The organism is Nesterenkonia sp. CL21 (assembly GCF_031705515.1).
In the GTDB taxonomy this organism is placed as follows: Bacteria; Actinomycetota; Actinomycetes; order Actinomycetales; family Micrococcaceae; genus Nesterenkonia; species Nesterenkonia aethiopica.
Genome location: NZ_JAUTWR010000002.1, coordinates 136,218 through 161,384 on the forward strand (window position 1 = coordinate 136,218; position 25,167 = coordinate 161,384).

The 25,167-nt window shown below is 70.6% G+C and carries 23 protein-coding genes and 2 tRNA genes; 9 read left to right on the forward strand and 16 right to left on the reverse strand.

The genetic code is table 11. From position 1 onward, the window contains the following. Positions 1 to 11: 11 nt before the first annotated feature. The 8 genes from Q7C18_RS05560 to asd all read left to right on the forward strand — a co-directional run bounded on the left by Q7C18_RS05560 (position 12) and on the right by asd (position 6,106). The gene (locus Q7C18_RS05560) at positions 12 to 341 is read left to right on the forward strand and encodes a putative quinol monooxygenase (RefSeq protein ID WP_070159012.1); all 330 of its coding nucleotides are present in this window, start codon (positions 12 to 14) and stop codon (positions 339 to 341) included. Positions 342 to 470: 129 nt separating this feature from the next. After that, positions 471 to 1,487 carry a mycothiol synthase gene (gene mshD, locus Q7C18_RS05565; protein ID WP_070159013.1) on the forward strand — a complete coding sequence of 339 codons (1,017 nt, stop codon included), beginning with the start codon at positions 471 to 473 and terminating at the stop codon, positions 1,485 to 1,487. A gap of 37 nt (positions 1,488 to 1,524) precedes the next feature. Further along, positions 1,525 to 2,619 (forward strand): NUDIX domain-containing protein, encoded by a 1,095-nt coding sequence (locus tag Q7C18_RS05570; RefSeq protein ID WP_083277335.1) that lies wholly within the window; start codon positions 1,525 to 1,527, stop codon positions 2,617 to 2,619. Between the two features lie 32 nt (positions 2,620 to 2,651). Further along, complete coding sequence (locus tag Q7C18_RS05575; protein ID WP_311024533.1) at positions 2,652 to 2,987, forward strand: N-acetyltransferase; 336 nt, start codon at positions 2,652 to 2,654, stop codon at positions 2,985 to 2,987. Positions 2,988 to 3,043: 56 nt separating this feature from the next. Beyond that, positions 3,044 to 3,865 (forward strand): thymidylate synthase, encoded by an 822-nt coding sequence (locus Q7C18_RS05580; RefSeq protein WP_170922649.1) that lies wholly within the window; start codon positions 3,044 to 3,046, stop codon positions 3,863 to 3,865. Then, on the forward strand, positions 3,862 to 4,455 hold the full coding sequence (locus Q7C18_RS05585; RefSeq protein WP_311024534.1) for a dihydrofolate reductase: 594 nt from the start codon (positions 3,862 to 3,864) through the stop codon (positions 4,453 to 4,455). Before Q7C18_RS05580 ends, Q7C18_RS05585 begins: the two co-directional genes overlap by 4 nt. A 68-nt stretch (positions 4,456 to 4,523) precedes the next feature. Next, positions 4,524 to 4,805, forward strand: a complete 282-nt coding sequence (locus tag Q7C18_RS05590; protein WP_139827724.1) for a hypothetical protein — start codon at positions 4,524 to 4,526, stop codon at positions 4,803 to 4,805. A gap of 95 nt (positions 4,806 to 4,900) precedes the next feature. Continuing rightward, on the forward strand, positions 4,901 to 6,106 hold the full coding sequence (gene asd, locus Q7C18_RS05595; protein ID WP_311024535.1) for an aspartate-semialdehyde dehydrogenase: 1,206 nt from the start codon (positions 4,901 to 4,903) through the stop codon (positions 6,104 to 6,106). A gap of 185 nt (positions 6,107 to 6,291) precedes the next feature. Here asd and Q7C18_RS05600 read toward each other — a convergent pair whose 3' ends face one another. The 7 genes from Q7C18_RS05600 to Q7C18_RS05630 form a co-directional block, all read right to left on the reverse strand. Then, positions 6,292 to 7,422: a UDP-N-acetylmuramate dehydrogenase gene (locus Q7C18_RS05600; RefSeq protein WP_311024536.1), complete on the reverse strand. Its 1,131-nt coding sequence runs from the start codon at positions 7,420 to 7,422 to the stop codon at positions 6,292 to 6,294. Beyond that, entirely contained in the window at positions 7,422 to 8,222 is an 801-nt protein-coding gene (locus Q7C18_RS05605; protein ID WP_311024537.1) for an amino acid ABC transporter ATP-binding protein, read from the reverse strand. The genes Q7C18_RS05600 and Q7C18_RS05605 overlap by 1 nt, the downstream gene beginning before the upstream one ends. 15 nt (positions 8,223 to 8,237) lie before the next feature. Continuing rightward, positions 8,238 to 9,026: an amino acid ABC transporter permease gene (locus Q7C18_RS05610; RefSeq protein ID WP_311024538.1), complete on the reverse strand. Its 789-nt coding sequence runs from the start codon at positions 9,024 to 9,026 to the stop codon at positions 8,238 to 8,240. Between the two features lie 5 nt (positions 9,027 to 9,031). Next, complete coding sequence (locus Q7C18_RS05615; RefSeq protein WP_311024539.1) at positions 9,032 to 10,042, reverse strand: ABC transporter substrate-binding protein; 1,011 nt, start codon at positions 10,040 to 10,042, stop codon at positions 9,032 to 9,034. Between the two features lie 126 nt (positions 10,043 to 10,168). Further along, the gene (locus Q7C18_RS05620; RefSeq protein ID WP_311024540.1) at positions 10,169 to 10,627 is read right to left on the reverse strand and encodes a MaoC family dehydratase; all 459 of its coding nucleotides are present in this window, start codon (positions 10,625 to 10,627) and stop codon (positions 10,169 to 10,171) included. Continuing rightward, a complete protein-coding gene (locus Q7C18_RS05625; protein WP_311024541.1) occupies positions 10,624 to 11,079 on the reverse strand; it encodes a MaoC family dehydratase N-terminal domain-containing protein in 456 nt (151 codons plus the stop codon). The genes Q7C18_RS05620 and Q7C18_RS05625 overlap by 4 nt, the downstream gene beginning before the upstream one ends. A 4-nt stretch (positions 11,080 to 11,083) precedes the next feature. Beyond that, complete coding sequence (locus tag Q7C18_RS05630) at positions 11,084 to 11,359, reverse strand: hypothetical protein (RefSeq protein ID WP_311024542.1); 276 nt, start codon at positions 11,357 to 11,359, stop codon at positions 11,084 to 11,086. A 135-nt stretch (positions 11,360 to 11,494) separates the two neighbouring features. Here Q7C18_RS05630 and Q7C18_RS05635 point away from each other — a divergent pair, with 135 nt between their 5' ends. Continuing rightward, complete coding sequence (locus Q7C18_RS05635; RefSeq protein WP_311024543.1) at positions 11,495 to 12,466, forward strand: hypothetical protein; 972 nt, start codon at positions 11,495 to 11,497, stop codon at positions 12,464 to 12,466. Here the strand turns inward: Q7C18_RS05635 and Q7C18_RS05640 are convergent. The 9 genes from Q7C18_RS05640 to Q7C18_RS05680 all read right to left on the reverse strand — a co-directional run bounded on the left by Q7C18_RS05640 (position 12,423) and on the right by Q7C18_RS05680 (position 24,891). After that, positions 12,423 to 13,196 carry a CbiX/SirB N-terminal domain-containing protein gene (locus Q7C18_RS05640; protein ID WP_311024544.1) on the reverse strand — a complete coding sequence of 258 codons (774 nt, stop codon included), beginning with the start codon at positions 13,194 to 13,196 and terminating at the stop codon, positions 12,423 to 12,425. The two genes, Q7C18_RS05635 and Q7C18_RS05640, sit on opposite strands and share 44 nt — an antisense overlap. Before the next feature lie 129 nt (positions 13,197 to 13,325). Continuing rightward, positions 13,326 to 15,380: a glycogen debranching protein GlgX gene (gene glgX, locus Q7C18_RS05645; protein ID WP_311024545.1), complete on the reverse strand. Its 2,055-nt coding sequence runs from the start codon at positions 15,378 to 15,380 to the stop codon at positions 13,326 to 13,328. After that, positions 15,377 to 16,837: a glycogen synthase GlgA gene (glgA, locus tag Q7C18_RS05650; RefSeq protein ID WP_311024546.1), complete on the reverse strand. Its 1,461-nt coding sequence runs from the start codon at positions 16,835 to 16,837 to the stop codon at positions 15,377 to 15,379. Before glgA ends, glgX begins: the two co-directional genes overlap by 4 nt. Before the next feature lie 30 nt (positions 16,838 to 16,867). After that, positions 16,868 to 18,151, reverse strand: a complete 1,284-nt coding sequence (gene glgC, locus Q7C18_RS05655) for a glucose-1-phosphate adenylyltransferase (RefSeq protein WP_139827771.1) — start codon at positions 18,149 to 18,151, stop codon at positions 16,868 to 16,870. Further along, positions 18,148 to 20,070: a 1,4-alpha-glucan branching protein GlgB gene (gene glgB, locus Q7C18_RS05660; RefSeq protein ID WP_311024547.1), complete on the reverse strand. Its 1,923-nt coding sequence runs from the start codon at positions 20,068 to 20,070 to the stop codon at positions 18,148 to 18,150. The genes glgC and glgB overlap by 4 nt, the downstream gene beginning before the upstream one ends. A 30-nt stretch (positions 20,071 to 20,100) precedes the next feature. Continuing rightward, positions 20,101 to 22,485: a glycogen/starch/alpha-glucan phosphorylase gene (locus tag Q7C18_RS05665; protein WP_311024548.1), complete on the reverse strand. Its 2,385-nt coding sequence runs from the start codon at positions 22,483 to 22,485 to the stop codon at positions 20,101 to 20,103. Between the two features lie 72 nt (positions 22,486 to 22,557). Beyond that, a tRNA-Met gene (locus Q7C18_RS05670) sits at positions 22,558 to 22,631 on the reverse strand. 53 nt (positions 22,632 to 22,684) lie between these two features. Continuing rightward, positions 22,685 to 22,756: transfer RNA gene (locus tag Q7C18_RS05675), tRNA-Thr, on the reverse strand. 92 nt (positions 22,757 to 22,848) lie between these two features. Beyond that, positions 22,849 to 24,891: a DEAD/DEAH box helicase gene (locus tag Q7C18_RS05680; RefSeq protein ID WP_311024549.1), complete on the reverse strand. Its 2,043-nt coding sequence runs from the start codon at positions 24,889 to 24,891 to the stop codon at positions 22,849 to 22,851. Positions 24,892 to 25,167: the final 276 nt, after the last annotated feature.

Sequence of the window (25,167 nt, forward strand, 5' to 3'; positions counted from 1 at the left end):
GGATCTCCCCCATGAGCACCGCCCAGCCCGTCGTCGTCACCGCCTCCTTCCACCCTGCCGAAGGTCGGCGCGACGAGGTCATCGCCGCCCTCGAGAAGGCGATCCCCCGCGTCCACGAGGAGCCCGGCTGCAACCTGTACTGCATCCAGGACGCCCCGGACGGCACGCTGCTGATGATCGAGCACTGGGACTCCGCGGAGGCGCTCGACGCCCACGGAGCCGGCGAGCCCGTGGCGGAGCTGAACCGGGACCTGGAGGGGTCCCTCGCCCGCCCGGTGGAGGTCACTCGGCTGACCCCTCGGCCGATCGGCCAGCCTGCCAAGGGCGCCCTCCTCGGCTGAGACCCCGGCACCCGTCCTCCGATACGGCGCCCGTCCTCCGATACGGCGCCCGTCCTCCGATACGGCGCCCGTCCTCCGATACGGCGCCCGTCCTCCGATACGGCGCCCGTCCTCCGATACAGTGGAGACATGAGGCCCCAGGAGACCCAGACCGCCCCTGAGACGACCGTCGAACTGTGCGGAGGCGCCCCCACCGCGGACCAGGTGGACGCCCTGGTCGAACTGGCCCGCGCCGCAGAGGAGGCGGACGCCAATCCGCCGTTCTCGGAGCAGACCCTGGTGGAGCTGCACCAGGCCGCCGACTCCGGCGACCCCCAGGCCCCGCTGCGCATCGCCTACGCCTGGGCCGCCCCGGACGAGCACCGCACCGATCATCAGCATCTGCTCACCGGCGCCGGCGTCGTCGTCCTCGGTGCCGAAGACGCCCCGGACGTCCTCGAGCTGGTGGTCCGCCCCAACTGCCGCCAGCACGGCATCGGCGGGCAGCTCACCGCAGCCCTGGCCGACGACGTCCTCGCTCCGCAGCCCGGACGCGTCCAGCGGGCTTGGGCCCACGGTGAGCACGACGCCGCCGCCCGCCTGGCCACCCGCTACGGCTGGGCCCCGGTCCGCGAACTGTGGCGGATGCGCCTGACCTCGCTGGACGAGGTCCCCTCCCCCCGCCTGCCGGAGAGCGTCACCATCCGGGCCTTCGAGCCCGGCCGTGACGAGGAGGACTGGCTGCGGGCCAACGCCGCCGCCTTCGCCACCCACCCCGAGCAGGGCCGCCTCACCCGGGCGGACCTCGATGCCCGCATGGCCGAGGACTGGTTCGATCCGTCCGGCTTCCTGCTCGCCGAGGAGGACGGTCAGCTGCTGGGCTTCCACTGGACCAAGGTCCACCCCGGCGAGGACGGCGGAGCCGAACCGCTGGGCGAGGTCTACGTGGTCGGCGTCGTCCCGGATGCGCAGGGCCGCGGACTCGGGTACTCTCTGACGCTGGCCGGCATCGAGCATCTGCGCTCGCAGGGGCTGGGCGCGATCATGCTGTACGTGGACGCGGACAACACCGCCGCCGTCGAGCTCTACCGCAAGCTCGGGTTCACCCGCTGGGACGTGGACACCATGTACGCCCCGGTGACCGAGCCCGGTGCGGAGCCCGCCTGACCCATCCCGACTGCGTGAGACAGCGAGCATCCATCCGATGAACCCCCGGCCGAGCGCCCGCGCCGAGAGCACCGGCACCACCTCCGGTGACGTCCCTGCCAGCCTCACCGACTCCGACGAGACGCCCGCCGCCGCAGGAGGTCCCTTGCGCCGAGTCCCCCGCCGCCGCACGCCGGCCCACGCCGACGACGGCACCGACGCCCAGATCCTCGCCGCCGGAGCCCTCTGCTGGCGCCTGCACCGCGGGGAGCTGGAGGTCCTGCTCATCCACCGGCCCCGCTATGACGACTGGTCCTTCCCCAAGGGGAAGCTCGACCCCGGCGAGACCCTGCCCGAATGCGCCGTGCGGGAGGTCGCCGAGGAGATCGGGCTCAAAGTCCGCCTGGGCGTGCCGCTGCCGATCACCCGCTACGACGTAAGGAAGAACGGGCGCGCCAAGCCCAAGGAGGTCTGGTACTGGGCGGCCCGGATCATGGAGGGCACCCCGACGCCGGACGGCTCCGAGACCGACGAGGTCCGGTGGGTCTCGGTGGACACCGCCCGCGAGATGCTCACCAATGTCACGGACCGTGAGCCGCTGGACGAGCTCGAGCGGCTGCATGCGGACCTGCGGCTGCACACCAGCCCGTTCGTGGTGCTGCGCCACGCCAAGGCCAAGCCCCGGGCCAGCTGGTCCCGCGCCGAGGGCGAACGCCCCCTGGCGGCCACCGGGAAGCGCCAGGCCAAGGCCGTGGAGCGACTGCTGACCGCCTGGCGGCCGCGGCTGATCGAGACCTCCCCGTGGCGTCGCTGCGTGGAGACCGTGGCGCCCTATGTGAAGCGTCACCGCCACAAGCTCAAGCACCGCAAGTCCCTCACGGAGAAGCGTGCCGAAGAGGATCCGCGCAAGACCCTCCACCGCACCCGCAAGTGCCTGGAGGTCCTGCAGCCCACGGTGCTGTGCACCCACCGTCCGGTGCTGCCGATCGTGCTCGGGGAGGTCCGCAGCTGGATCCACGACGAGCGCCTGCTCCAGGCCATGCCGGAGGCCGACCCCTTCCTGAAGCCAGGCGCGGTGCTGGTCGCCCAGCAGGCGGTGGACCGCAGCGGCGAGATCGTCTCCGTGGAGGTCTACGAGCCGTTCGAGGACTGACAGCCGGTCGAACGTGACGGTAGTCTCACCGTATGAGCGTTGAGAAGAACGTCCACCCCACTGCGGTGCTTCGTCGGGATGAGGACCGCGGCCGTGCCGAGCTGTGGGACACCCTGGACGGCGTCGAGACCTTCATCGGGTTCATCGGCTACACCGAGGAGACCATCGGCGGCCAGCAGGTGAAGCGCCTGCAGCACACGATCATCGATCCGCAGTTCGGCCGTCGCGGCTATGCCCGCTGCCTGGTGACGCTGCTGCTGGACGAGCTCGTCGCCGAAGGGTGGTCGTTCCTCTCCGAGTGCAGCTACATCGATCAGTACCTGCACCGCTATCCGGAGTACCGGAAGCACCAGGCGCCGGTGAGCTGAGCGGGACGGCCGACGTCGGCCCGTCCGCACCCGGCGCGCCTCCGGCGTCGGCCGGTATGCTGGGCACCGTGAGCGACGCGATCCCCACCCCGTATGAGGACCTGCTGGCCGAGGTGCTGGCCGAGGGCACGCCCAAGTCGGACCGCACCGGCACCGGAACGCGCAGCGTCTTCGGCCGGCAGCTGCGCTTCGACCTGCATGACTCGTTCCCCCTGATCACCACCAAGCGCGTGCACTTCAAGTCGGTCGCGCTGGAGCTGCTGTGGTTCCTGCGCGGAGACTCCAACGTGCGCTGGCTCCAGGAGCGCGGTGTGCGGATCTGGAACGAGTGGGCTGACGAGGACGGCGAGCTGGGCCCGGTCTACGGCGTGCAGTGGCGCAGTTGGCCCACTCCCGACGGCGGCTCCATCGATCAGATCGCGCAGGTGGTCGACTCGCTGCGCACGAATCCGGACTCGCGCCGCCACGTGGTCACTGCCTGGAATCCGGCCGAGGTGGAGAAGATGGCCCTTCCGCCCTGCCATGTGATGTTCCAGTTCCATGTGGCCGAGGGGCGGCTGTCCTGCCAGCTGTACCAGCGCAGCGCGGACCTGTTCCTGGGTGTGCCGTTCAACATCGCCTCCTATGCCCTGCTGACCCTGATGGTCGCCCAGCAGACCGGCCTGGAGCCTGGAGAGTTCATCTGGACCGGTGGGGACTGCCACATCTACGACAACCACGTGGAGCAGGTCACCGAGCAGCTCTCCCGGGCCCCCTACCCGTATCCGCGCCTGCGGATCGGCCGCACTCCGGAGTCGATCTTCGCCTACGAGTATGAGGACTTCGAGGTCCTCGACTACCAGCACCACCCCACCATCTCCGCACCGGTGGCCGTATGACGACGCCCGAGTCCGCCGCCCGCCCCTGGGTCGGGATGATCTGGGCGCAGACCCGCGACGGCGTGATCGGCCGCGACGGCGACATGCCGTGGCACCTTCCGGAGGACTTCGCGCACTTCCGCGCCCAGACGCGCGGCCGCCCGGTGGTGATGGGGCGTCGCACCTGGGAGTCGCTGCCGGAGTCCGTCCGTCCCCTGCCGGGACGGCGCAACATCGTCATCACCGGTGACGCCGACCGGGCCGCGACGATCACCGCCGCCGGCGCCGAGACGGCGTCCTCCCTGGACGCCGCCCTCGATCTGGCCTGCTCGCCGGGTGCCGACGGGCAGCCGCCTGCGAAGGTCTGGATCCTCGGCGGAGGGCGCATCTACGCGGAGACCGTGGAGCAGGACCTCGCCGACGGCGCGGTGGTGACGGTCATCGACCTCGACGTCGACGGCGACACCTACGCCCCGCAGCTGCCGCCGTCGCGCTGGGAGCTCTGCGCCGCAGACCCCGCAGAGGGCTGGCACACCGCCGCCGACGGGCAGCGCTACCGCTTCGAGACTCTCTGCCGCCACGACGGCGAAGAGGATCCGGACAGCGACTGAGCCTTCCGGCGCCGGACCGGCGGCCGGGGAACCGTGACACTGACCCACCGGCGGCCTACCGTCGTGTCATGAGCACGATGCCAGGGCTGGGCGAGGCGGAGGACTGGAGCGCCGACGCGCCCCACCGCAAGCTGTGGAAGCTGCTGCTCGGCGTCCTTCTGCTGCTCGTCGCCGTCGGTGTGGTGATCGGCGCCGCGGCGCAGTACATCGGCGACACCTCCTCAGGATTCGCCGCAGGCGACCCCCTCGGGGTCTACCTGATCGGCATGCTGCTGGGCGGGTTCCTGTTCGTGGTGGTGCCCGCCGTCGTCGCCGCCTGGCTGATCTGGAGCTGGCGCCGCGGCCTCTGACTCGAGCCGGGGTCGGCCCGGATGATGACGCCGCATGAGCCGGACGTGATGCTCACCACTCGGTCTCACGGACCGAGTTCGTTACCCTGGTAAGCATGGCTTCTACGACATCCCTCGCAGTCTCGGCCCTCTCCGACGCCACCGGCGCGACCCCGTCCGTCGGGATCGTCGGCTGGCGCGGCATGGTCGGCTCCGTGCTCATCCAGCGCATGCTCGACGAGGGGGACTTCGACCACATCTCCCCGGTGTTCTTCTCCACCTCCAACGCCGGCGGGCCCGCCCCGAGCTTCGACGGCGTGCAGCCGGCCGAGGACACGCTCCAGGACGCCTATGACCTGGACACCTTGGCGAAGCTGCCGATCATCGTCACCGCGCAGGGCGGCGACTTCACGAAGGCCGTCCACCCGAAGCTGCGCGCGGCCGGATGGGACGGCATCTGGATCGACGCCGCCTCGACGCTGCGCATGGCCGAGGACTCCATCATCACCCTCGACCCCATCAACCGGGACGTCATCGACGCCGGCCTGGCCGCCGGCGTGAAGGAGTTCATCGGCGGCAACTGCACCGTCTCCTGCATGCTGATGGGCTTGGGCGGACTGTTTTCCGAGGGCCTGGTCGAGTGGGGCACAGCGATGACCTACCAGGCGGCCTCCGGCGGCGGCGCCAAGCACATGCGCGAGCTGCTGACCCAGTTCGGCGACCTGCACAGCGCCGTGGGCGAGGAGCTCGCCGATCCGGCCTCCGCGATCCTGGAGATCGACCGCAAGGTCCTCGAGTCCCAGCGCGGCGGCCTGGACGCCTCCCAGTTCGGAGTGCCGCTGGCCGGCTCGCTCATCCCCTGGATCGACGCGGACCTCGGCAACGGCGTCGCCAAGGAGGAGTGGAAGGCCGGGGTGGAGACCAACAAGATCCTGGGCCGCGGCGACTCACTGGCCCCCGGGGTGGAGCGCCGCGGGGAGAGGATCCCGTTCGACTCCCTGTGCGTGCGGGTGGGCGCCCTGCGCTCCCACTCCCAGGCACTGACCCTGAAGCTGCGCGAGGACCTCGAGGTCTCTGAGATCGAGTCGATCATCGCCGCCGGCTCCGACTGGGCGAAGGTGGTCCCCAACGAGAAGGAGGCCACCATGGAGCAGCTCACCCCGGTGGCCGCCACCGGCGAGCTGACCATCCCGGTGGGCCGCATCCGCAAGTTGGAGATGGGCCCGGAGTACATCTCCGCCTTCACCGTGGGGGACCAGCTCCTCTGGGGTGCGGCCGAGCCGCTGCGCCGCATGCTGCTGATCGCGGTCGGCAAGCTCTGAGGACGCCCCACTCCCGCTGTCGCCTCGGCGCTTTCTCCGGCACCCCGCGCCCGCGCCACCACACGACGACGGCGCCCTGCCTCCTCAGCGAAGCAGGGCGCCGTCGTCGTGTGGTCGGGCAGTGACGACCGCGCTCCGAGAGCCGCAGGCAGGAGCCCTGCTCAGAACTCTCCTCGAAGCGCTGCTCAGAGCTCGCAGCCGATGAGCACCGGCTCGGGGTGCAGTTCGATGCCGAAGATCTCCCGGACCCGGTCGCGGACCGCACCGGCCACCGTCAGCAGGTCCGCTGTGGAGGCCTCACCACGGTTGGTGACGGCCAGCGTGTGCTTGGTGGACAGTGACGCACGGCCCTCCACCAGCTCCGCCCCGAAGCCCTTCTGGCAGCCGGCGCGGTCGATGAGCCAGGCCGCGGAGAGCTTCACCCGCGGGGAACCGTCCACATCCGGCAGGGCAGGGAAGCGCGGCGCCCCCTCGGGCAGGGTGGCCAGCACATCCTCCCCCACGATCGGGTTGGTGAAGAACGAACCGGTGGACCAGGTGTCGTGGTCGGCGGGGTCCAGGACCATGCCCTTGCCGGCCCGCAGGGCCAGCACCGTGGTGCGCACGTCGGCCAGCGGCGCACGCCGCTGATCCTCCGCCGCGTTGACGTCCAGGCCCAAGGAGCGCGCCAGCTCCGCATAGCGGACCGGCGACGACGGCGTGGCCTCACCTCGGTGCGTCAGACGGAACCGCACCGAGAGCACCACGTAACGCGGCGAACCGTGCAGCGTGGTGCGCTTGAGCACCGAGTCCCGGTACCCGAAGTCCAGCTCCTCGTTGCTCAGCGTCACGACCTCGCCCAGCAGCCGGTCCCAGGCGCGGACGTCCACCAGCGTCTGGGACACCTCGGCCCCATAGGCGCCCACGTTCTGCACCGGGGTCGCCCCGGCGGCCCCGGGGATCCCGGAGAGGGCCTCCAGGCCCGCATACCGGCGCTGCACGGTCCAGGCGACGACGTCGTCCCATTCATGTCCGGCCGCGACGGTGACCAGCACGTCGCCGTCGTCGTCGTCCACCGGTGCCGCGGTGATGCCGGTGAAGGCCAGCTGCAGCACAGTGCCAGCGAAGCCGTCGTCGGCCACCAGCAGGTTGGAGCCGCCTCCGAGCACCAGCAGGGTGTCCCCGCCGGCGGCGCGGTCCTCCTCGGACGGCAGCGGATGGCGGGAGAGCGTCTGCAGGGCCTCGAACTCGGTGCCGGCGACGACCCACTCCCCTGCGGTGCCGCCCACTCGGGCGGTGGTGTGGTCGCTGAACCGGCGCATGACGGTCTGCCGCATCAGTCCCGGATGTCCACGTCGGTCGGGTTCAGCACTCGGCGCAGGAAGTCCTGGGTGCGGGGCTGCTGCGGGTCGCCGATGACCTCGGCGGCGGGGCCCTCCTCGACCACACGTCCCTGGTCCATGAACACGACCCGGTCGGCGACCTCCCGGGCGAAGGCCATCTCATGGGTCACCACGATCATGGTCATCCCGGCCTCGGCGAGCTGCCGCATGATCGCCAGCACATCCCCGACCGTCTCCGGGTCCAGGGCGGAGGTCGGCTCGTCGAAGAGCATCAGCGCCGGGCGCATGGTCAGCGCGCGGGCGATCGCCACCCGCTGCTGCTGGCCTCCGGAGAGCTGGTCCGGACGGCGCTGGGCGAGCTCCTCGAGCCCGACCCGGCGCAGCTGAGTCATGGCCTCCGCCTCGGCGTCCTCCTTCGGCTGTTTGAGCACCCGGCGCGGGGTGATCGTGCAGTTCTCCAGCACCGACAGGTGCGGGAAGAGGTTGAACTGCTGGAAGACCATGCCGATGTGTCGGCGCATGGCGTCCAGGTCGACGTCGGGATCGGTGGCTTCGAAGGAGCCCACCGTGATGGTCCCCGCGTTGGGGTCCTCCAGGCGGTTCACGCAGCGCAGCAGCGTGGACTTCCCGGACCCGGAGGCCCCGATGAGGCAGACCACCTCCCCGGGGCGCACCGACATGTCGATGCCCTTGAGCACCTCATTGTCCCCGTAGGCCTTGTGGAGGCCCGTGATGGTCACCCCGGCGGGGCCGTCCTCCGCAGAGGGGTGTTCGGCCAGTTCAGGCTCGGTCATGTGGATCGGGCCTCCCTATTTCTTCCTCGGCGAGCGGTGCTCCATGCGGCGCGCCAGGATGGACAGCGGCACCGTGATGAGCAGGTAGCAGGCGCCGGCGGCCACCAGCGGGGTCAGACCCGCCTGGTAGATGTTGATGCCGTCGCGTCCGAACTTGGTCAGCTCGGCCGCGCCCGCGGTCAGCCCGACCACGAAGATCAGCGAAGAGTCCTTGGTGAGCAGGATCGCCTCATTCGTCAGCGGCGGCAGCACGATGCGGAAGGCCTGCGGGATCTGGATGGAGACCATCGCCCGCCAGGCCGGCATGCCCAGGGCCCGTGCGGCCTCCACCTGGCCCTTCGGCACCGCCTGCAGACCGGCGCGCAGGGTCTCGGCGATGTAGGCGCTGGCGACCAGGCCGAGCGCCGAGCCGGCGATCTGCAGGGAGGTCAGGTTCCATCCGAAGGCGATCGAGACGCCGAAACCCAGGGCCAGGAACACCAGGATCGCAGGGATCCCGCGGAAGAACTCGATGTAGGCGGTCGCCAGCCACCGGTAGACCGGGAAGCTGGAGAGCTTCATCAGGGCCAGCACCGTGCCGCCCAGCAGGCCGAGCACGAATCCGACCGCCGTGTACTGCAGGGTGTTGACCAGCCCGACGGTGATGATGTCGGGGAACATCGGGCCGATGCGCTCGATGTCGAAGAAGCTGCGGTGGATCGCGCTCCAGTCCATGATGAACAGGAGAGCGATCAGCACCGCGACGAAGAGGCCGGCCTGGATCCCGAGGCTCAGCCGTGCTCGGTCACGGGTCGTCAGTGCCATGCGGGTCAGTCGTCGTCCTCGTCGGCGTCAGCGTCATCGGCGTCGTCCGCGTCGTCCGCGTCGTCCGCGTCATCGACCTCGTCGTCAGCCTCCTCGTCGACGTCGCCCTCCTCGGGAGTCTCGCCGCCGCCGAACCACAGGTCCTCGGCCTCGGCCATGAAGCCGCCGGACTCCATCTCCGCGAGGATCTCGTCCACTGCGTCGATGAGGTCCTGGTTGTCCGACTGGGCGGCGATGCCCAGCTGCTCGCCGGTGTCGATCTCCTCGACGAACTCGGAGCCCTCGTGCTCGCCGGCCTGGTAGCCGAGGATGGAGATGTTGCCGATGGCGGCCTCCACCTGGCCGGACTCCAGCCCCTGGATGAGCAGCCCGGAATCGGGGTAGGAGCGGATCTGGTACCCCTGCTCCTCCGCGTAGGTCTCTCCGGTGGTGTCCGCCTGCACGCCCACCGTGATGGAGTCGTCGATGTCCTCCAGGGAGCCGATGCCGGCGTCGGAGGCGGCCAGCAGACCCAGGTTGTCGTCCAGATACGGCTCGGAGAAGAGCATGTTGCCGGCGCGCTGCTCGGTGATCGTCATCCCAGAGATGGCCAGGTCGCAGGACGCCGCGTTGAGCGCCACACCGGACTGGATGCCCTCGAAGCTGGTCTGCACCACCTCGAGCTCGACGTCGAGCACCTCCGCGATGCCCTCGGCGATGTCGATGTCGAAGCCGACGACCGCGCCGTCGGCGTCGTAGTACTCGAACGGCGGGTAGGGCACGTCCGAGCAGACGGTCAAGGTGCCCTCGGAGATCAGCTCCACCTCACCGACCTCGAGGTCGAGCTCGGTCTCCACCTGCGGCTCGGCCTCGACGTCGCCCTCTCCCTCGTCCTCGCCGCCGCAGGCGGTCAGGGCCAGGGCGGCGATCGCCGTCACGCCGAGCCCTCTGGCCACGTGGGTGCGCCGCGGGGCGGCAGGGCGTGCGACGGGCGCGACGGCGCCCTCCGCGGTCTCGATCTCCGTGGTGCTGGGCATGAGAGGTCCCCTGTTCGCTGGTGCTCGTGGGCCGCGCCGGTGCAGGTGCGGCGAATCCGTGTGGCGATTATACGGTGCTGACCGGCCCGCGGACGGGATCCTCGGGCCCGTGATCAGGCGTGATCCTCAGAGCCGGACGCTGACCTGGGACTTCGCCAGGACCTTGGCGCCTTCCAGGCTCACCGTCAGATCGACGCGCGCCGTGGCGGCCTCGACGTCGACCGCTCCGACCTTCCCGCTGATCAGCAGCGTGGCGGTGGGTGTGTCCGGGGGTCCGGCCTCGGCGTCCGGGACCGGGACCGGCTTGGTGAAGCGGGCCTGGTAGTCGACCACCCGGCCGGGGTCGCCCACCCAGTCGGTGACCAGGTCCACAGCCAGGCCCATGGTGAGCATGCCGTGGGCGATGACACCGTCGAGGCCGACCTCCCGGGCGAAGCGCTCGTTCCAGTGGATGGGGTTGTGGTCGCCGGAGGCGGCCGCGTAGCGGAGCAGGTCCGCACGGGAGAGCCGGACCTCCCGGCTGCCGATCTCCTGGCCCTTCTCCAGCGTGTTGATGTCCGGGGTGGTGGTGTCCGGGGTGCTCATGCGTCCTCCTCCTCGGCACGCACCAGCAGGGAGGAGGTCACGGTGCTGCGCGCCTCGCCCTCGGCGGTGGTGATCTCTACCTTGGTGGTGACCATCGCCCCGGCACCCATGACCCGGATCCGGTCCAGGGTTGCCTGGGCGTGCAGCGTGTCGCCGGCCAGGATGGGGCTGTGGTGAGTGAAGCGCTCGTCGGCGTGCACCACGCGGGAGAAGTCGATGCCGACCTCATCGTCGGCCACCACGGCGGCCTCCGCGCGCTGGGCGACGACGACGGCGAAGGTCGGCGGGGCGACCAGGTCACGGTGACCCAGGGCCGCGGCGGCGTCGACGTCATGGTGGGCGGGGTGCTCGGCCTTGACCGCGACGGCGAACTCGCGGATCGCCTCCCGGCTGACCTGATACGGCGCGGCCGCCGGGTAGACCCGGCCCTCCGCCTCGGTGGTGATGCTCAACGCGTCAGCGCCCTCTCTTCTTCGACTGGTCCGCCCGGGCCTGGATGATCTGCTTGGCCTGCCGCTTGCGCAGCAGGATGGCGATCAGGTGGCTGATGATGCCCAGGCCGATGAGCCCGAGCCCGAGCCCGCGCAGGGTCGGCTCGAGGTCCGGCCCGACGGCGACGGCCGCCAGCACCACGCACACGACGCCGAGGAAGGTGGAGACCATCCCCAGCAGCAGCGTGCGTCGGTAGGCGGGCGTCCCGTTGGTCCACGGGTCCAGAGGCGGTGTGCTCATCGGGGCAATCCTACCGGGGACGGCGGCTCTGCCGGGCAGCTCCTCGCGCACGTGCCTGTGATGTGAGCCGGTTGTGAGGACCTCCGGCTAGGGTCCGGGGACACGCTGCACGCACGACTCCCCGAGGAGAAGCCGATGACCGACCAGTCTCACCGCCGGCCGCCGGAGCACCCGGCAGTCCCGGCGCCCGACGAATCCGGAATCGGGGCCGGACCGGCCCCCGGCTCCCTGCCGCCGCGCCTCGGATCTGCCCCGATGCTGCTGTGGCAGCGGATCGGTCTGGCCCTGCTGGCCGCCACGGTCGACACCGTCATCTTTGCGGTCAGTCTCCACGCGGCGGCACCCTCCTCCTTCCGCTGGCTGACCTTCCATCTGGAGGGCTGGCTGACCCTGAGCCTCATCGCTGTGCTGGCGGCGGGTATCGCCGCTCTGATCCGCGCGCTCACGGGCAGTGCGCTGCTCGCCGCCCTCGGCGTCGTGGGCTTCCTGCTGCTGGACTCGCTGCGTTTTGTGGTCACCGTCCTGACGTCGCCGGATGTCCACACACCCGACTCTCTCTGGCACCATGTCCAGTTCTGGGTGCTCGTCCTGCTGGCCTGTGGGCTGCCAGACCTGCTCCCGTCCGGCCGTCGCGGCCCCCACGCCATGCCTCGCTTCCCCGCGGGTCGGCGCCCCGCTGCGCGTCCGGCCGCTCGGCTGGTCGGCACCCCGGCGACGGCGGCGCTGGCAGCCCTCTGCGCATCACCCCTCGGGCTGGGCCTCGGCCTGGCCTTCGGGAACCATCCCTGGCCCTGGTCGCCCACCGCCCTGGCGGCGATCCTCGGGCTGCTGGTGCTGGTCCTGGGCGTCTCCGGACTGCTCGCCGGGACACTGAGCCTGCTGCTGCGGCGGCTGGGGCACCTGCACCTGGTCACCGGTGTGACCGCGGGAGTGGTGGTCGCCCTTCCGGCCAGGATGGTGTGGACTCCGCTGGCGAACCAGCTTCAGGAGATCATGCCCGGGCTTCACACGACCTGGGTGCTGATGGTGTGCCTGTGGGCCGTCGTCGTCGCCGCCGCGATCTTCACCGGCGTGCTGGACCGGCCGCGGCGTACCGGTCCAGGATGATGTCCACCAGCTCCGGAGGGGAAGCCGGCGGCGCCCCCGCGTCCTGCGGAGCGGGCAGCAGCGGCGCGGTGGTGACGTCGCCGGCCGCCTTCTCCAGCAGGGTCTGGAAGTAGCCGGGGGCCAGCAAGTAGCTGGCGACGACGACGCGCCCACCCTCCCCCGCAGCGTCGCGGGCCTGCCGGGCATCGGCGACGGCCCCGGCCACCGTGGGCTGGGCTGCGGCGAGGAAGGCCACCTCGACGTCGGCCCCCAGGCGCGCGGACAGGCGGCGGCCCATCTCATGGCAGTCCTCGACGGCGGCCGGGTCCGAAGAGCCCGCCACCCCCAGGATGATCCGGTCCGTGCCCGGGGACGCGCCGGCCTCCGCCAGGCGGCGCACCAGGATGTCCACGAGCCGGTCATCCGGGCCGAGGGCCCCGGCGATGGGGACCTCACGGCCGACGTCGGCGGTCTCCTTCCTCAGGTCCACGTGGACGTGGTAACCGGCGGAGAGCAGCACCGGCACCACCACAGCGGGCAGGGACTCGGGGAGCTGCGCCAGCGTGGCGGGCACGTCCGGGTCCTGGACGTCCACATGTCCCAGTCGCACCGGGGCGTCCAGGTCACGGGCCTCGGCCGCCGCGGCGACGTCGTCGGCCAGCCGACGGACCACCGCCTGACCGGCGGCGTCGGAGGTGCCGTGGGAGATTGCCACCAGGGCGGGCGGGAGCTCGGGGCTCTCGGGGCTCATCGAGGACGTCCTTCCGGAGGGTGCCTGCAGTCCTGGGCACTCAGCCTAGGACGGATGTGTGACACTCCGATGAACGCGACGTCTCGCGGCGTCACAGCAGCGGTGAGCACCGCCCCTCCGGCGGGCACGTCATGGTCCCGGTGAGGTGAACACCGCCGCCGACTGGCCGCCGATCCTCCACACGCCGGCATCCTCACCCTCCGGACGTGCCTCACCGGCGGTGTCGACCTCCAGCTGCCATGGCCCGTCGCCGGGAAGGCGCACCGTCGTCTCCTCACCCACGGTGAGCACGACCGCCACGGCCCCGGTGAGGGTCTCCCCCACGGGGTCTCCGGCGGCGCCGCGCAGCACCGCGATGACGGTGCGAAGCTCGGGGTCCTGCCAGTGCTCCTCCGTGGCGGGTTCACCGTCCGCGCTGAGCCACAGCACATCTGGGGCGCCGTCGGACCGGGCTGCTCCGTGCAGGAAGGCCCGCTGCCGCAGCACCGGGAGCCGCCGGCGCAGCGCGGTCAGCCCTCGCATCAGGTCCAGCAGCTCGTGGTCCGGGTCCGTCCAGTCCACCCAGCCGATCTCGTTGTCCTGCGCGTAGGCGTTGTTGTTGCCGCCCTGGCTGTTGCCGATCTCGTCCCCGGCCAGCAGCATGGGCACCCCCTGGGAGACGAACAGGGTCGCCAGCATCGCCCGCACCCTGCGCGATCGCGCGGCGCGGATCTCGGGATCGTCGGTAGGGCCCTCCACCCCGAGGTTGTCAGAATGGTTCTCGCTGTGGCCGTCGCGGCCGTCCTCGCCGTTGGCCTCATTGTGCCGCTCGGCGTAGGAGACGACGTCGGCCAGGGTGAACCCGTCGTGGGCGGTGAGGAAGTTGATCGACGCCGTGGGGGCGCGCCGCGAGTGGTCGAAGGTCTCGGCAGAGCCCAGCAGACGTGCGCCGAGGGCCCGGACGGCGTCCTGGTCCCCGCGCCAGGCGCGCCGCACGTCGTCACGGAAGCCGTCGTTCCACTCGGACCACGGGTGCGGGTAGGCGCCGCGCTGGTAGCCGTCGGGGCCGAGGTCCCAGGGCTCGGCGATCAGCGTGGCCCCGGCGAGCACGGGGTCCTGCCGCACGGTCTGGAAGAACGCGCCGGCGGCGTCGAAGCCTGCCGGCCCGCGGGCCACGGCGGTGGCCAGGTCGAAGCGGAACCCGTCGATCCCGTAGCGCGTCACCCAGTGGCGCATGCTGTCGAGGATCAGCTGCAGCATCATGGGGTGTTCGGTGGCCATGGTGTTGCCGGTGCCGGTGTCATCGATGTGGGAGCCCTCGTGCCGGCGGTAGTATCCGGCGTCCAGGCCGCGCAGGCTGAGGACGGGGCCGCCGTCGCCGCCTTCCCCGGTGTGGTTGTACACCACGTCCAGGAACACGGCGATGCCCGCCTCATGCAGGGTGTGCACCAGGGTGCGCAGCTCAGCGTCGGCGTCGTGGAGCGCGTAGCGCGGCTCCGGCGCGTGCCAAGCGATCGGCTGGTACCCCCAATAGTTGGTGAGGCCACGCCCGACCACGTGCTCGTCGTCGAGGAAGGCCTGCAGCGGCAGCAGCTCCACGGCGGTGACACCCAGCTCCACCAGGTGGTCGACGATCGCCGGGTGGGCGAATCCGGCGTAGGTGCCGCGCAGCTCGTCCGGCACCTCCGGATGCGCGGCGGTGAGGCCCTTCAGATGCGCCTCATAGATGATCAGGTCGCCGACGTCGTGGCGCGGCCGGTTCGCCGCAGGATCCGGGACCTCCGCGTCGCCGGTCTGAGCCTCACGCCCGCCCACGTCCGCGACGATGATGCCCTTGGGCATCACGGCCGCGCTGTCCTCCTCGGAGCCGCTGGCCATCTCCGGGTGCCACCGGACGGGGCCGTCGAGGGCGCGGGCGTAGGGGTCGATCAGCAGCTTCCGCTCATCGAAGCACAGCCCCTGCTCCGGCGCCCAGGGCCCGTCGGCGCGCAGCCCGTACCGCATGCCTGCGGACAGGCCGGAGATGTGAGCATGCCGGATGCCGCCGTCGGCATAGGGCAGCAGGACGCGTTCCTCCTGCTCGCCGTCGACGAGGCACAGCCAGACGGACTCGGCCTCCGGGGCCCAGACGGCCACGTTCGCGCCGTCCTCGGACAGGGTGATGCCCAGCGGCCAGGAACGGCCGGGCGTGACACGACGGGTCACCGCACCAGCTCCGTGAACAGGGCGGCGTACTGCTGCGCCGAGGAGGACCAGTCCACCGGGCTGGTCATGGCGGTCTGCCGGACCGCACCCCATGCCCGCTGGTCCTGGTGGAGCCGCAGCGCCCGGCCAAGCGCGTCCGCCAGGCCGGCGGCGCTGAGCTCGGTGACCAGGAAGCCGGTGGCGGTGCCCGCGGCCAGGTTCTCCACCGTGGCGTCGACGACCGTGTCCCGGAGCCCGCCGGTGGAGGCCACCAGCGGCAGCGCCCCGTAGCGCAGGCCGTAGAGCTGGGTGAGGCCGCACGGCTCGAACCGTGAGGGCACCAGCACCAGGTCCCCTCCGGCGTACATCCGGTGACTCAGCGGCTCGTCGTAGCCCAGGCGCACACCTACCGCGTCAGGCCGTCGGGCGGCGAGCTCTCGGAGGCCCTGCTCATAGGCGGGGTCCCCTGAGCCGAGCACCGCCACCGCACCGCCGGCCTCCACGAAACCGGGCAGAGTCTCCAGCAGCAGGTCCACGCCCTTCTGGTGCGTCAGGCGGGTGACGACCACGGCCAGGGGCCCGGTGGGCTCGGCGAGCCCGAACTCCTGGAGCAGCGCCGCCCGGTTGGCCGCCTTGGACGCGGGGGCCTCCGCCGAGTACGGCCTGATGTGCGGGTCCTGCGCCGGATCCCACACGGTGGTGTCGATGCCGTTGACGATCCCGTGCATCTCGCCGCGGCGGCGACGCATGGCGACCACGCCCTCAAGGCCGAAGCCGAACGCGGGGGTGGTGAGCTCCTCCGCATAGGTGCGGCTGACCGTGGTCACCCGGGAAGCGTGCATCATCCCCGCCTTCAGGCTGCTCACCGCCCCGTGGTACTCGATCCCCTCCGGGTGGAAGTCCCAGCGCGGCAGGCGCAGCCGATCCAGCTGGTCCTCCCCGAAGATCCCCTGGAAGGCGATGTTGTGGATGGTCATCACGGTCGGCACGCTGGCGCCGGCATACTTCAGGTACGACGGCGCCAGCCCGGCCTGCCAGTCATGGGCGTGCACCAGATCCGGCCGCCAGGGCTCCCCCGCGCCGTCGTCGACCCCGTCCTGGGCGATCTGCGCGGCCGCCCAGCTCAGCGCGGCGAACCGCACATGGTTGTCCGGGTGGTCCTGCTGGCCGTCGGCATAGGGGCCGCCGGGCCGCTGGAACAGGTGCGGAGCGTCCAGCAGCAGCATCGGCAGCCCGTCCACGGTGCCCGAGCGCACGCAGGCGGGTCCGCCGAACAGGTCGTCCTCGGCCCATACGCGGCGGGAACCGTCGAGTTGATCGAGCACCTGCGGGTAGGCCGGCAGCAGCACCCGGGACTCCCAGCCGCAGGGCTCGAGTGCGCCCGGAAGCGCCCCGACGACGTCGGCGAGCCCGCCGGTCTTGATCAGGGGTGCGCACTCCGAGGCGACGGAGAGGACACGACGACGCACGGCGGTCACGGGACGTCCTTTCAGAGGAGGAGCACCAGACTACTCCAGCGCGGCGGCCCGGCGGTCCAGCATGTCCTGGGTGATGAGCGTGATCCCCTTGTCCGTGTGCCGGAACCACTTCGCATCCTCCTCCGGGTCCTCCCCGACCACGAGGTCGTCCGGGATGCGGACCCGGCTGTCGATCACGCAGCGGCTCAGCTGGGCGTGCCGGCCCACCTCCACGTACGGCAGCGCGACGACGTGGTCGAGCGTCGAGTACGAGTGCACCCGGTTCCCGGTGAACAGCAGCGAGTTGTGCACATCGGAGCCGCTGATGATGGTGTCCCCGGAGATCAGCGACTGGATCGCCTGGCCCCGGCGGTCCTCCTCGTCGTGGATGAACTTCGCCGGCGGCGTCTGCTCGGCGTAGGTCCAGATGGGCCACTTCTGGTCATAGAGGTCCAGCGGCGGCACGAACTCGGTGAGGTCGATGTTGGCCTGCCAGAACGAGTCGATCGTGCCCACGTCCCGCCAGTAGGGACGGGTCTCCAGGCCGCTCATCACGCAGGATTCGCTGAAGCGGTGCGCATAGGCCGCACCTCGGGTCACCAGCTGCGGGATCAGGTCGTGACCGAAGTCATGGCTGGAGTCCGGGTCATGCATGTCCTCGATGAGCAGCTGGCGCAGGAACTGCCAGTCGAAGACGTAGATCCCCATCGATGCCAGGGAGACGTCCGGGTCGTCGGGGGTGCCGGGCGGATCGGCCGGCTTCTCCAGGAAGTCGATGATCCGGTCCCGCTCATCGATGTGCATCACCCCGAAGGCGCTGGCCTCCTCCCGCGGAACCGTCAGGCAGCCGACGGTGACCTCCGCGCCGCTCTCCACGTGCTGACGCAGCATGACCTCGTAGTCCATCTTGTACACGTGGTCCCCGGCGAGCACGATCACGTACTCGACGTTGTAGTCGTCCACGATGTCGATGTTCTGGGTCACGGCGTCCGCCGTGCCGAGGTACCACTTGTTCTCCTCCACACGCTGGCTGGCCGGAAGGATGTCCAGGTACTCGTTGCGTTCGGCACGGAAGAAGCTCCAGCCGCGCTGCATGTGGCGGATCAGCGAGTGAGCCTTGTACTGGGTGGCGATCGCCATCTTCCGGATGCCCGAGTTCAGCGCGTTGGACAGCGGAAAGTCGATGATGCGGGTCTTGCCCCCGAAGTGCACGGCGGGCTTCGCCCGGCGGTCCGTGAGCTCCTCCAGGCGGCTGCCCCGGCCGCCGGCGAGCACGAAGGCCATGGCCTGACTGCTCAGCCGGGCTGGTGCGCCCGGCTCGATGCTGGTGTTCATGAGTGATCCTCCACGAAGTAGATGGCCGAGAGAGGGGGAAGGGTGAGGAGCGCCGACTGCGCCTCGTCCACCGCGGGCACCGGCTCCGTCTCCACGGCACCGCCGTGGCCCCGATCGCCGCCGCCGTATGCGGAGGAGTCCGTGTTGAGCGCCTCCCGCCAGCGCCCGGCGACGGGGAACCCGACCCGGTAGCCGGTGCGCTCCACGGGGGCCAGGTTCAGCACGACGACGACATGCGGATCACCCGGCTCTCCCCGTCGGGTCCAGGCCACCACCTGGTCGTCGGCTCCGTCGACCAACAGCCAGGAGAACCCGCGGGCGTCTGAGTCCCAGCGGTGCAGCGCCGGCTGCTCCCGGTAGATCCGGTTCAGGTCCCGGACCAGGGCCTGCACACCGGCGTGACCGGGGTCGTGGAGGACGCCCCAGTCCAGTTCGCCGTCGTGGTCCCATTCGGCCGGCTGGCCGAACTCCTGCCCCATGAACAGCAGCTTCTTCCCCGGGTGGCCCCACATGTAGCCGAAGAACGCTTTCAGCCCGCCGAGCTTGTCCGCATGCGAGCCGTGCATCCTCTGGTACAGGGAGCCCTTCCCGTGGACAACCTCGTCGTGGCTGATGGGCAGCACGAAGTTCTCGCTGAAGGCGTAGGAGAGCCCGAAGGTGAGGTCGTCGTGGTGATACTTCCGATGGACCGGGTCGCGGCTGAAGTAGGTCAGCGAGTCGTTCATCCAGCCGAGGTTCCACTTGTACCCGAAGCCCAGACCGTCATGGTCCACCCGGCGGGTCACCCCCGGGAAGGAGGTGGACTCCTCGGCCGTCATCGCCGTCCCCGGGTGGGTGCCGTAGACGGCGACGTTGGTGGCGCGCAGGAAGTCGATGGCCTCGTGGTTCTCGCGCCCGCCGTCCCGGTTGGGGACCCACTCCCCCTCCGCCCGTGAATAGTCCCGGTAGAGCATGGAGGCGACCGCATCGACCCGCAGCCCGTCCAGGTGATACTGGTCGATCCAGTAGAGGGCGTTGGCCACCAGGTAGCCGCGCACCTCGGGGCGCCCGTAGTTGTAGATGTAGGTCTTCCAGTCCGGGTGGAATCCCTGACGGGGGTCCAGGTGCTCGTACAGTGCGGTGCCGTCGAACCGTCCCAGCCCGTGCTCGTCGGTCGGGAAGTGTCCGGGCACCCAGTCGGCGATGACTCCCAGCCCCCGGGCGTGGGCGGCGTCCACGAAGGCCGCGAACTCCGCCGGGGTGCCGTAGCGGATGGTGGGCGCATACATGCCCACCGGCTGATAGCCCCAGGACCCGTCGAAGGGGTGTTCGCTGACCGGCAGCACCTCGATATGGGTGAAGCCCATGTCGGCGACGTAGTCCACCAGCTGCGAGGCGAGCTCCAGGTAGGACAGCGGGCGGACGCCGTCGACCCTCCGCCAGGACCCCAGGTGGACCTCATAGACGCTGATGGGGCTGGTCACCGCGTTCGCCTCGGCTCGGCGGGCCAGCCACTGGTCGTCCTGCCAGTGGTGGGCGTCCAGGCGGCGCACCACGGACCCGGTGGCGGGCGGGTGCTCGGCGCCGAAGCCCACCGGGTCGGCCTTCTGCGGCAGATGGTGACCGTCTCGGTCGTGGAGGTCGTACTTGTAGACGGTGCCCTCGACGACGCCGGGCACGAAGGTCTCCCACACCCCGGTGGACCCGACCGGCCGCATCGGATGCTCGTCAGGGTTCCAGTGATTGAAGTCCCCGACCACGGCGACCCGGGAGGCGTTGGGGGCCCAGACGGCGAAGTGCACGCCGTCGACCCCTTCATGGGTGATGAGGTGTGCGCCGAGCGCGTCCCACAGCCGGTGGTGCGTTCCCTCGGCGAAGAGGTGCTCGTCGAGCGCTCCCAGCACGGGGCTGAATCGGTGCGGATCTGCCGGTGGGGACATGGCCGGGGCCTTTCGTCGACAGGACGGCGGCTACTGCGCCGGGGGTACGTTCCAGATCTCCCTCATGTAGTGCCGTACTGCGCGGTCGGAGCTGAAGCTGCCCATCCGTGCCACATTCGTCACTGCCATCCGCTGCCACCGCAACGGATCGCGGTAGGACATGTCTACCAGCTCCTGGGAGGAATTGTAAGCGTCGAAATCGGAGGCGACGAGGAACCAGTCGCTGTTCCACAGGTGGTCGACGAGACCGCTGTAGCGCGCTGGTTCCTCGGGGCTGAACGTGCCTTCCGCGATCGCCTGCAGGACGTCCTGCAGCGGTTGGCTCTGCTCGATCGCCGCACGAGCGTGGCCGGGCTGCTCACGCCGGGCGAGGACCTCGTCCGCGGTGAGGCCGAAGAGGAAGAAGTTCTCCGCCCCGACCTCCTCGCGGATCTCCACGTTCGCGCCGTCCAGGGTGCCGATGGTCAGCGCCCCGTTGAGCGCGAACTTCATGTTCCCGGTGCCCGAGGCCTCCATCCCAGCCGTGGAGATCTGCTCGGAGAGGTCGGCGGCGGGGATGAGCTTCTCCGCCATGGTGACGTTGTAGTTCGGCGGGTAGATGATCCGCAGCCTCTCCCGGGTCTCGGGATCGCTGTTGATGACCGCCCCGACGTCGTTGATCAGCCGAATGATGTCCTTGGCCGCGGTGTAGCTGGGAGCCGCCTTGCCTCCGAAGATCTTGACGCGCGGCACCCAGTCCGCGCCGGGGTCGGCCTTGATCCGCTGCCAGCGAGAGACGGTCCACAGGATGTTCAGCAGCTGTCGCTTGTACTCGTGGAGGCGCTTGACCTGCACGTCGAGGAGCGCTTCCAGGGGCAGCTCGATGCCGTGCTCCTCGTCCAGCCAGGTGGCCAGGCGGTGCTTGGCCAGATGCTTGGTGCGTCCGAAGGCCTCCAGGAAGTTCGGGTCCTCCGCGTGGGGCTCCAGTTCACGCAGCCGGTCCAGATCCGTCTCCCATCCGGGGCCGATGGTCTCGGTGACCAGATCGGCGAGTGCGGGGTTGGCCAGGGCGAGCCAGCGCCGGGGCGTGATCCCGTTGGTGACATTGAGGATGCGGCCCGGGGTGAGGGCCTCCAGGTGGGGGAAGAGGTTCCGGCGCACCAGGTCCGTGTGCAGCGCGGAGACGCCGTTGACCCGGTGGCTGGTCACCACGGCGAGCTCCCCCATCTTCACGTGGCCGTGCTCGATGAGGTGGACGTCGTCTGCCGCACTCCCGTGGACCTCGTGGACGCGCTGGTCCAGCCGCTCGATGATCTGCAGGTGACGGGGCAGCAGGTGGCGCATCAGATCCACCGGCCACATCTCCAGGGCCTCCGGCAGCAGGGTGTGGTTGGTGTATCCGAGCACCTGGACGGCCAGGTCGGCGGCGGTGTCGAAGCCGACGCCGTGCTCGTCCACCAGCAGACGGATCAGCTCCGGGCCGGCCAGGGCCGGGTGCGTGTCGTTCATCTGGATGGCGGCGTGCTCGGGAAGACGGCGCAGATCCTGCTGGGTCTCCAGGAACCGGTGCAGCACGTCCTGCACCGAGGCGGAGGTGAGGAAGTGCTCCTGGGACAGGCGCAGGCGCCGCCCCAGGTCGGTGGTGTCGGTCGGGTAGAGCACCCGGCTGAGAGTGCGCGCCCAGGTCTCCGTCTCGGCGGCGCCGAAGAAGTCGCCGGCGCTGAACCGGTCCAGATCCAGCAGGTCTGCGGCGGGCAGCGCCGACCACAGGCGCAGCGTGTTGACCCACCCACCGCCGTAGCCGATCACCGGGGTGTCGTGGGCGGCGGCCACGAGGCGGGTCTCCGGCCGCCAGGCCGTGCCGCCGTCGTCGTCGGAGACCTCCCCGCCGAAGGGGACCGCGTAGGCGGTGGCAGGGCGGGAGAGGCTGAACGGATCGCCAGAGGTGAGCCACTCATCCGGGCGCTCCACCTGCCGACCGTCCTCGAAGTGCTGCCGGAACAGGCCGCGCTCATAGCGCAGCCCGTAGCCGTGGGCGGGGCACGCCAGGGTGGCCATGGACTCCAGGTAGCAGGCGGCCAGACGCCCCAGTCCGCCGTTGCCGAGCGCGGGGTCCGGTTCGCCGGCGACGACGTCGGCGAAGCTCACTCCCAGGTCGTCGAAGGCGGCGCTGACAGAGTCCCGCAGCCGCAGGTTGATGGCGGCGTCCTCGAGGAGGCGACCGGGCAGGAACTCCATGGAGAGGTAGTTGACGCTCTTCAGCCCGTCCTCCCGGGTGCGCCGGGCGGAGTCGAGCCACGAGTCCGTGGCCTGCTCGCGGAGGGTGTGGGCCAGGGCGAGGCGCCAGTCCAGCAGCTGGGCGCGGGCCGGCTCCACCCCCACCGAGCACCTCAGATGGTGCAGCAGGACGGAGGTCAGATCTGAGGCTGTCGACATGCGCTCAGCATAGCCCGGCCGACAACGCACGACGCCCCCGCGTCCAGGGGGACTCGGGGGCGTCGAATGTAGTAGCGGTGGCGGGGCTCGATCCCGCGACCTCACGATTATGAGTCGTGCGCTCTAACCAGCTGAGCTACACCGCCACGAATGAGAAAGCCCGCGCCGCGCCGGAAGCGCCGCGCGGGCTCTCATTCAGAGCCCCAACCGGGAATCGATCCCGGGACCTCAGTCTTACCAAGACTGCGCTCTACCACTGAGCTATTGGGGCAACGGCATGAAACTCTACCACCAGCTCCCGTCGGGAGAAAATCGAGGCAGAGAGACGTCCGTCACAGAACCCTGGAGGGGTCCTGCTGAGTTTCAGCGCCAGCGGGGCTTGCGACGCTTGTCGCCCTTGTCCCCGCCGAAGCCGCCCTTGCGGTGCCCGCCGCGCGGTCCCCGGTCGCCACGGTCGCCGCGGTCAGCACGGTCGCCGCGATCACCGCGGTCTCCACCACGGGAGCCAGCGCCGGAGCCGGCGCCGGAGTCCTTCTCCAGGCGGATCAGCTCGCCGCCGATCCGGGTCTTGGACAGCGCCTCCCACTGCGCGCTGGAGAGGTGATCGGGCAGCTCCACCAGCGAGTGGGTGTTGCGGATGTCGATCCCGCCGATCTTCTTGGCGGGGATCTCCGCCTCGTTGGCGATGGCGCCCACGATGTGGCCCGGCGCGACGCCGTCGCGACGACCCAGCGCAATCCGGTACATGGCGTTGCCAGGACCGGCCTCGCGGGGAGCCCGCGGCCCACGCTCGGCACGCGGACCCCGCTCGGGGCGGTCGTCCCGCTCACGCCCGGCGCGCTCAGCCTCGCGGACCAGCTCGTCGGTGCCGTTCTCGTCCAGCAGCAGCGGACGCCCGTCGTGGACCATGGCCACCAGAGCGGCGGCCACGTCCTCGGCCGGGGTGTTCTGCTCGGCCACATAGGAGCTCACCAGCCCGCGGTACTCCTCCAGGTCCTCGGAGGCCAGGGTCTGGGTGATCTTCTCGGAGAACCGCTGCAGGCGGGAGGCGTTGACATCGGCCACGGTGGGCATGGACATCGGCTCCACTTTCTGGCGGGTGGCCTTCTCGATGGCGCGCAGCAGGCGGCGCTCCCGCGGGGTCACGAACAGCACAGCCTCGCCGGAGCGTCCGGCGCGGCCGGTGCGGCCGATCCGGTGCACATAGGACTCGGTGTCCAGCGGGATGTCGTAGTTGAACACGTGGCTGATCCGCTCGACGTCGAGGCCGCGGGCCGCGACGTCGGTGGCCACCAGCACGTCCACACGGCCGGAGCGGAGGTTCTCCACCGTGGTCTCGCGCAGCTTCTGCGGGATGTCGCCGTTGATGGCGGCCGCGCGGAACCCACGGGCCCCCAACCGGTTGGCGACCTCCTCGGTGGCCGAGCGGGTGCGCACGAACACGATGGCGGCGTCGTGCGCCTCGGTCTCCATGATGCGGGTCAGCGCCTCCAGCTTGGAGGAGTGACGGACCTGCACATAGCGCTGACGGATCGTCGACGACGTCGAGGTGGTCGACTTGACCGAGACCTCCACCGGGTCGTTCAGGTAGTCCTGGGAGATGCGGCGGATGGCCCGGGGCATGGTGGCCGAGAACAGCGCCACCTGCTTGTCCGCAGGGGTCTGCTCCAGGATCTGGTCGACCTCCTCGGCGAAGCCCATGCGCAGCATCTCGTCGGCCTCGTCCAGCACCAGGTGCTGCACCTCGGAGAGGTCCAGCGAGCCGCGGGAGAGGTGGTCGATCACACGACCGGGCGTACCAACCACGACGTGCGCACCCCTGCGCAGGCCCGCCAGCTGCGGGCCGTAGGGGGCGCCGCCGTAGATCGGCAGCACGGTGATGCCGTCGACGTCGGCCGCGTAGGTGGAGAAGGCCTCGGCCACCTGCAGGGCCAGCTCACGGGTGGGAGCCAGCACCAGGGTGGAGGGGGCGGTGCCCAGCTCGCCGGCGTCGGCGGCATGGGCCATGTGGGTCAGAGCCGGCAGTGCGAACGCGGCCGTCTTGCCGGTGCCGGTCTGGGCGAGGCCGACCACATCGCGGCCCTCGTTCAGCAGCGGGATGGTCTGGGCCTGGATGGGTGAGGGGGTCTCGTAGCCGAGCCGCTCAGTGGCGGCCAGGACACGGGCGTCCAGGCCCAGATCCGCGAAGCGGGGGCCTTCCTGCTTCGGCTGTTCCTGCTTCGGCTGTTCCTGCGTGGGAGCATCCTGCGTGGCGGCATTCTCCGGAGTCTCTGCCGGGGTCTCCACAGCGACCTCAGCCGGGGTCTCCGTGGAGGTCTCTGCGTGAACCGTCTCTGCGTGCTCTGCGTCGGCAGCACCCTCGAAGGTCTCGGGGGCGTCCGTCGTCGTGATGGTGGGGGTGCTCATGGGTTGAGGCTCCTTCATCTGGTAGGCGGCCTCGAATCCCCGTACGCGGCCCTCTGCACACGGGCGTCAACCACCTCTGCTCGACAGTCATGTCAAGGGCAGGGCAGGGTGCACATGCTCTGATGGGGCGTGACGGGACGGGGACTCTGCGGCCACTGGTGGGCTCCGGAGTCGACCCGTGAAAACACACACGAACCTCGACAGCCTCTCGGGCGCCGAACCTGTCGGCGCGCACCGATCATCGGTGCAGAGATGCTGGAGTAGCAAGAGAAGACG

Bases quoted from the DNA above. Each gene is read 5' to 3' on its own strand.
- glgB (WP_311024547.1), bottom strand. From the start codon at position 20,070: ATGTCCCCACCGGCAGATCCGCACCGATTCAGCCCCGTGCTGGGAGCG.
- Q7C18_RS05635 (WP_311024543.1), top strand. From the start codon at position 11,495: ATGACCGACCAGTCTCACCGCCGGCCGCCGGAGCACCCGGCAGTCCCG.
- Q7C18_RS05680 (WP_311024549.1), bottom strand. From the start codon at position 24,891: ATGAGCACCCCCACCATCACGACGACGGACGCCCCCGAGACCTTCGAG.
- Q7C18_RS05560 (WP_070159012.1), top strand. From the start codon at position 12: ATGAGCACCGCCCAGCCCGTCGTCGTCACCGCCTCCTTCCACCCTGCC.
- Q7C18_RS05585 (WP_311024534.1), top strand. From the start codon at position 3,862: ATGACGACGCCCGAGTCCGCCGCCCGCCCCTGGGTCGGGATGATCTGG.
- Q7C18_RS05610 (WP_311024538.1), bottom strand. From the start codon at position 9,026: ATGGCACTGACGACCCGTGACCGAGCACGGCTGAGCCTCGGGATCCAG.
- glgC (WP_139827771.1), bottom strand. From the start codon at position 18,151: ATGAACACCAGCATCGAGCCGGGCGCACCAGCCCGGCTGAGCAGTCAG.
- Q7C18_RS05665 (WP_311024548.1), bottom strand. From the start codon at position 22,485: ATGTCGACAGCCTCAGATCTGACCTCCGTCCTGCTGCACCATCTGAGG.
- mshD (WP_070159013.1), top strand. From the start codon at position 471: ATGAGGCCCCAGGAGACCCAGACCGCCCCTGAGACGACCGTCGAACTG.
- Q7C18_RS05615 (WP_311024539.1), bottom strand. From the start codon at position 10,042: ATGCCCAGCACCACGGAGATCGAGACCGCGGAGGGCGCCGTCGCGCCC.
- Q7C18_RS05640 (WP_311024544.1), bottom strand. From the start codon at position 13,196: ATGAGCCCCGAGAGCCCCGAGCTCCCGCCCGCCCTGGTGGCAATCTCC.
- Q7C18_RS05580 (WP_170922649.1), top strand. From the start codon at position 3,044: ATGCTGGGCACCGTGAGCGACGCGATCCCCACCCCGTATGAGGACCTG.
- Q7C18_RS05570 (WP_083277335.1), top strand. From the start codon at position 1,525: ATGAACCCCCGGCCGAGCGCCCGCGCCGAGAGCACCGGCACCACCTCC.
- Q7C18_RS05600 (WP_311024536.1), bottom strand. From the start codon at position 7,422: ATGCGGCAGACCGTCATGCGCCGGTTCAGCGACCACACCACCGCCCGA.
- Q7C18_RS05620 (WP_311024540.1), bottom strand. From the start codon at position 10,627: ATGAGCACCCCGGACACCACCACCCCGGACATCAACACGCTGGAGAAG.
- Q7C18_RS05605 (WP_311024537.1), bottom strand. From the start codon at position 8,222: ATGACCGAGCCTGAACTGGCCGAACACCCCTCTGCGGAGGACGGCCCC.
- Q7C18_RS05590 (WP_139827724.1), top strand. From the start codon at position 4,524: ATGAGCACGATGCCAGGGCTGGGCGAGGCGGAGGACTGGAGCGCCGAC.
- asd (WP_311024535.1), top strand. From the start codon at position 4,901: ATGGCTTCTACGACATCCCTCGCAGTCTCGGCCCTCTCCGACGCCACC.
- Q7C18_RS05630 (WP_311024542.1), bottom strand. From the start codon at position 11,359: ATGAGCACACCGCCTCTGGACCCGTGGACCAACGGGACGCCCGCCTAC.
- Q7C18_RS05575 (WP_311024533.1), top strand. From the start codon at position 2,652: ATGAGCGTTGAGAAGAACGTCCACCCCACTGCGGTGCTTCGTCGGGAT.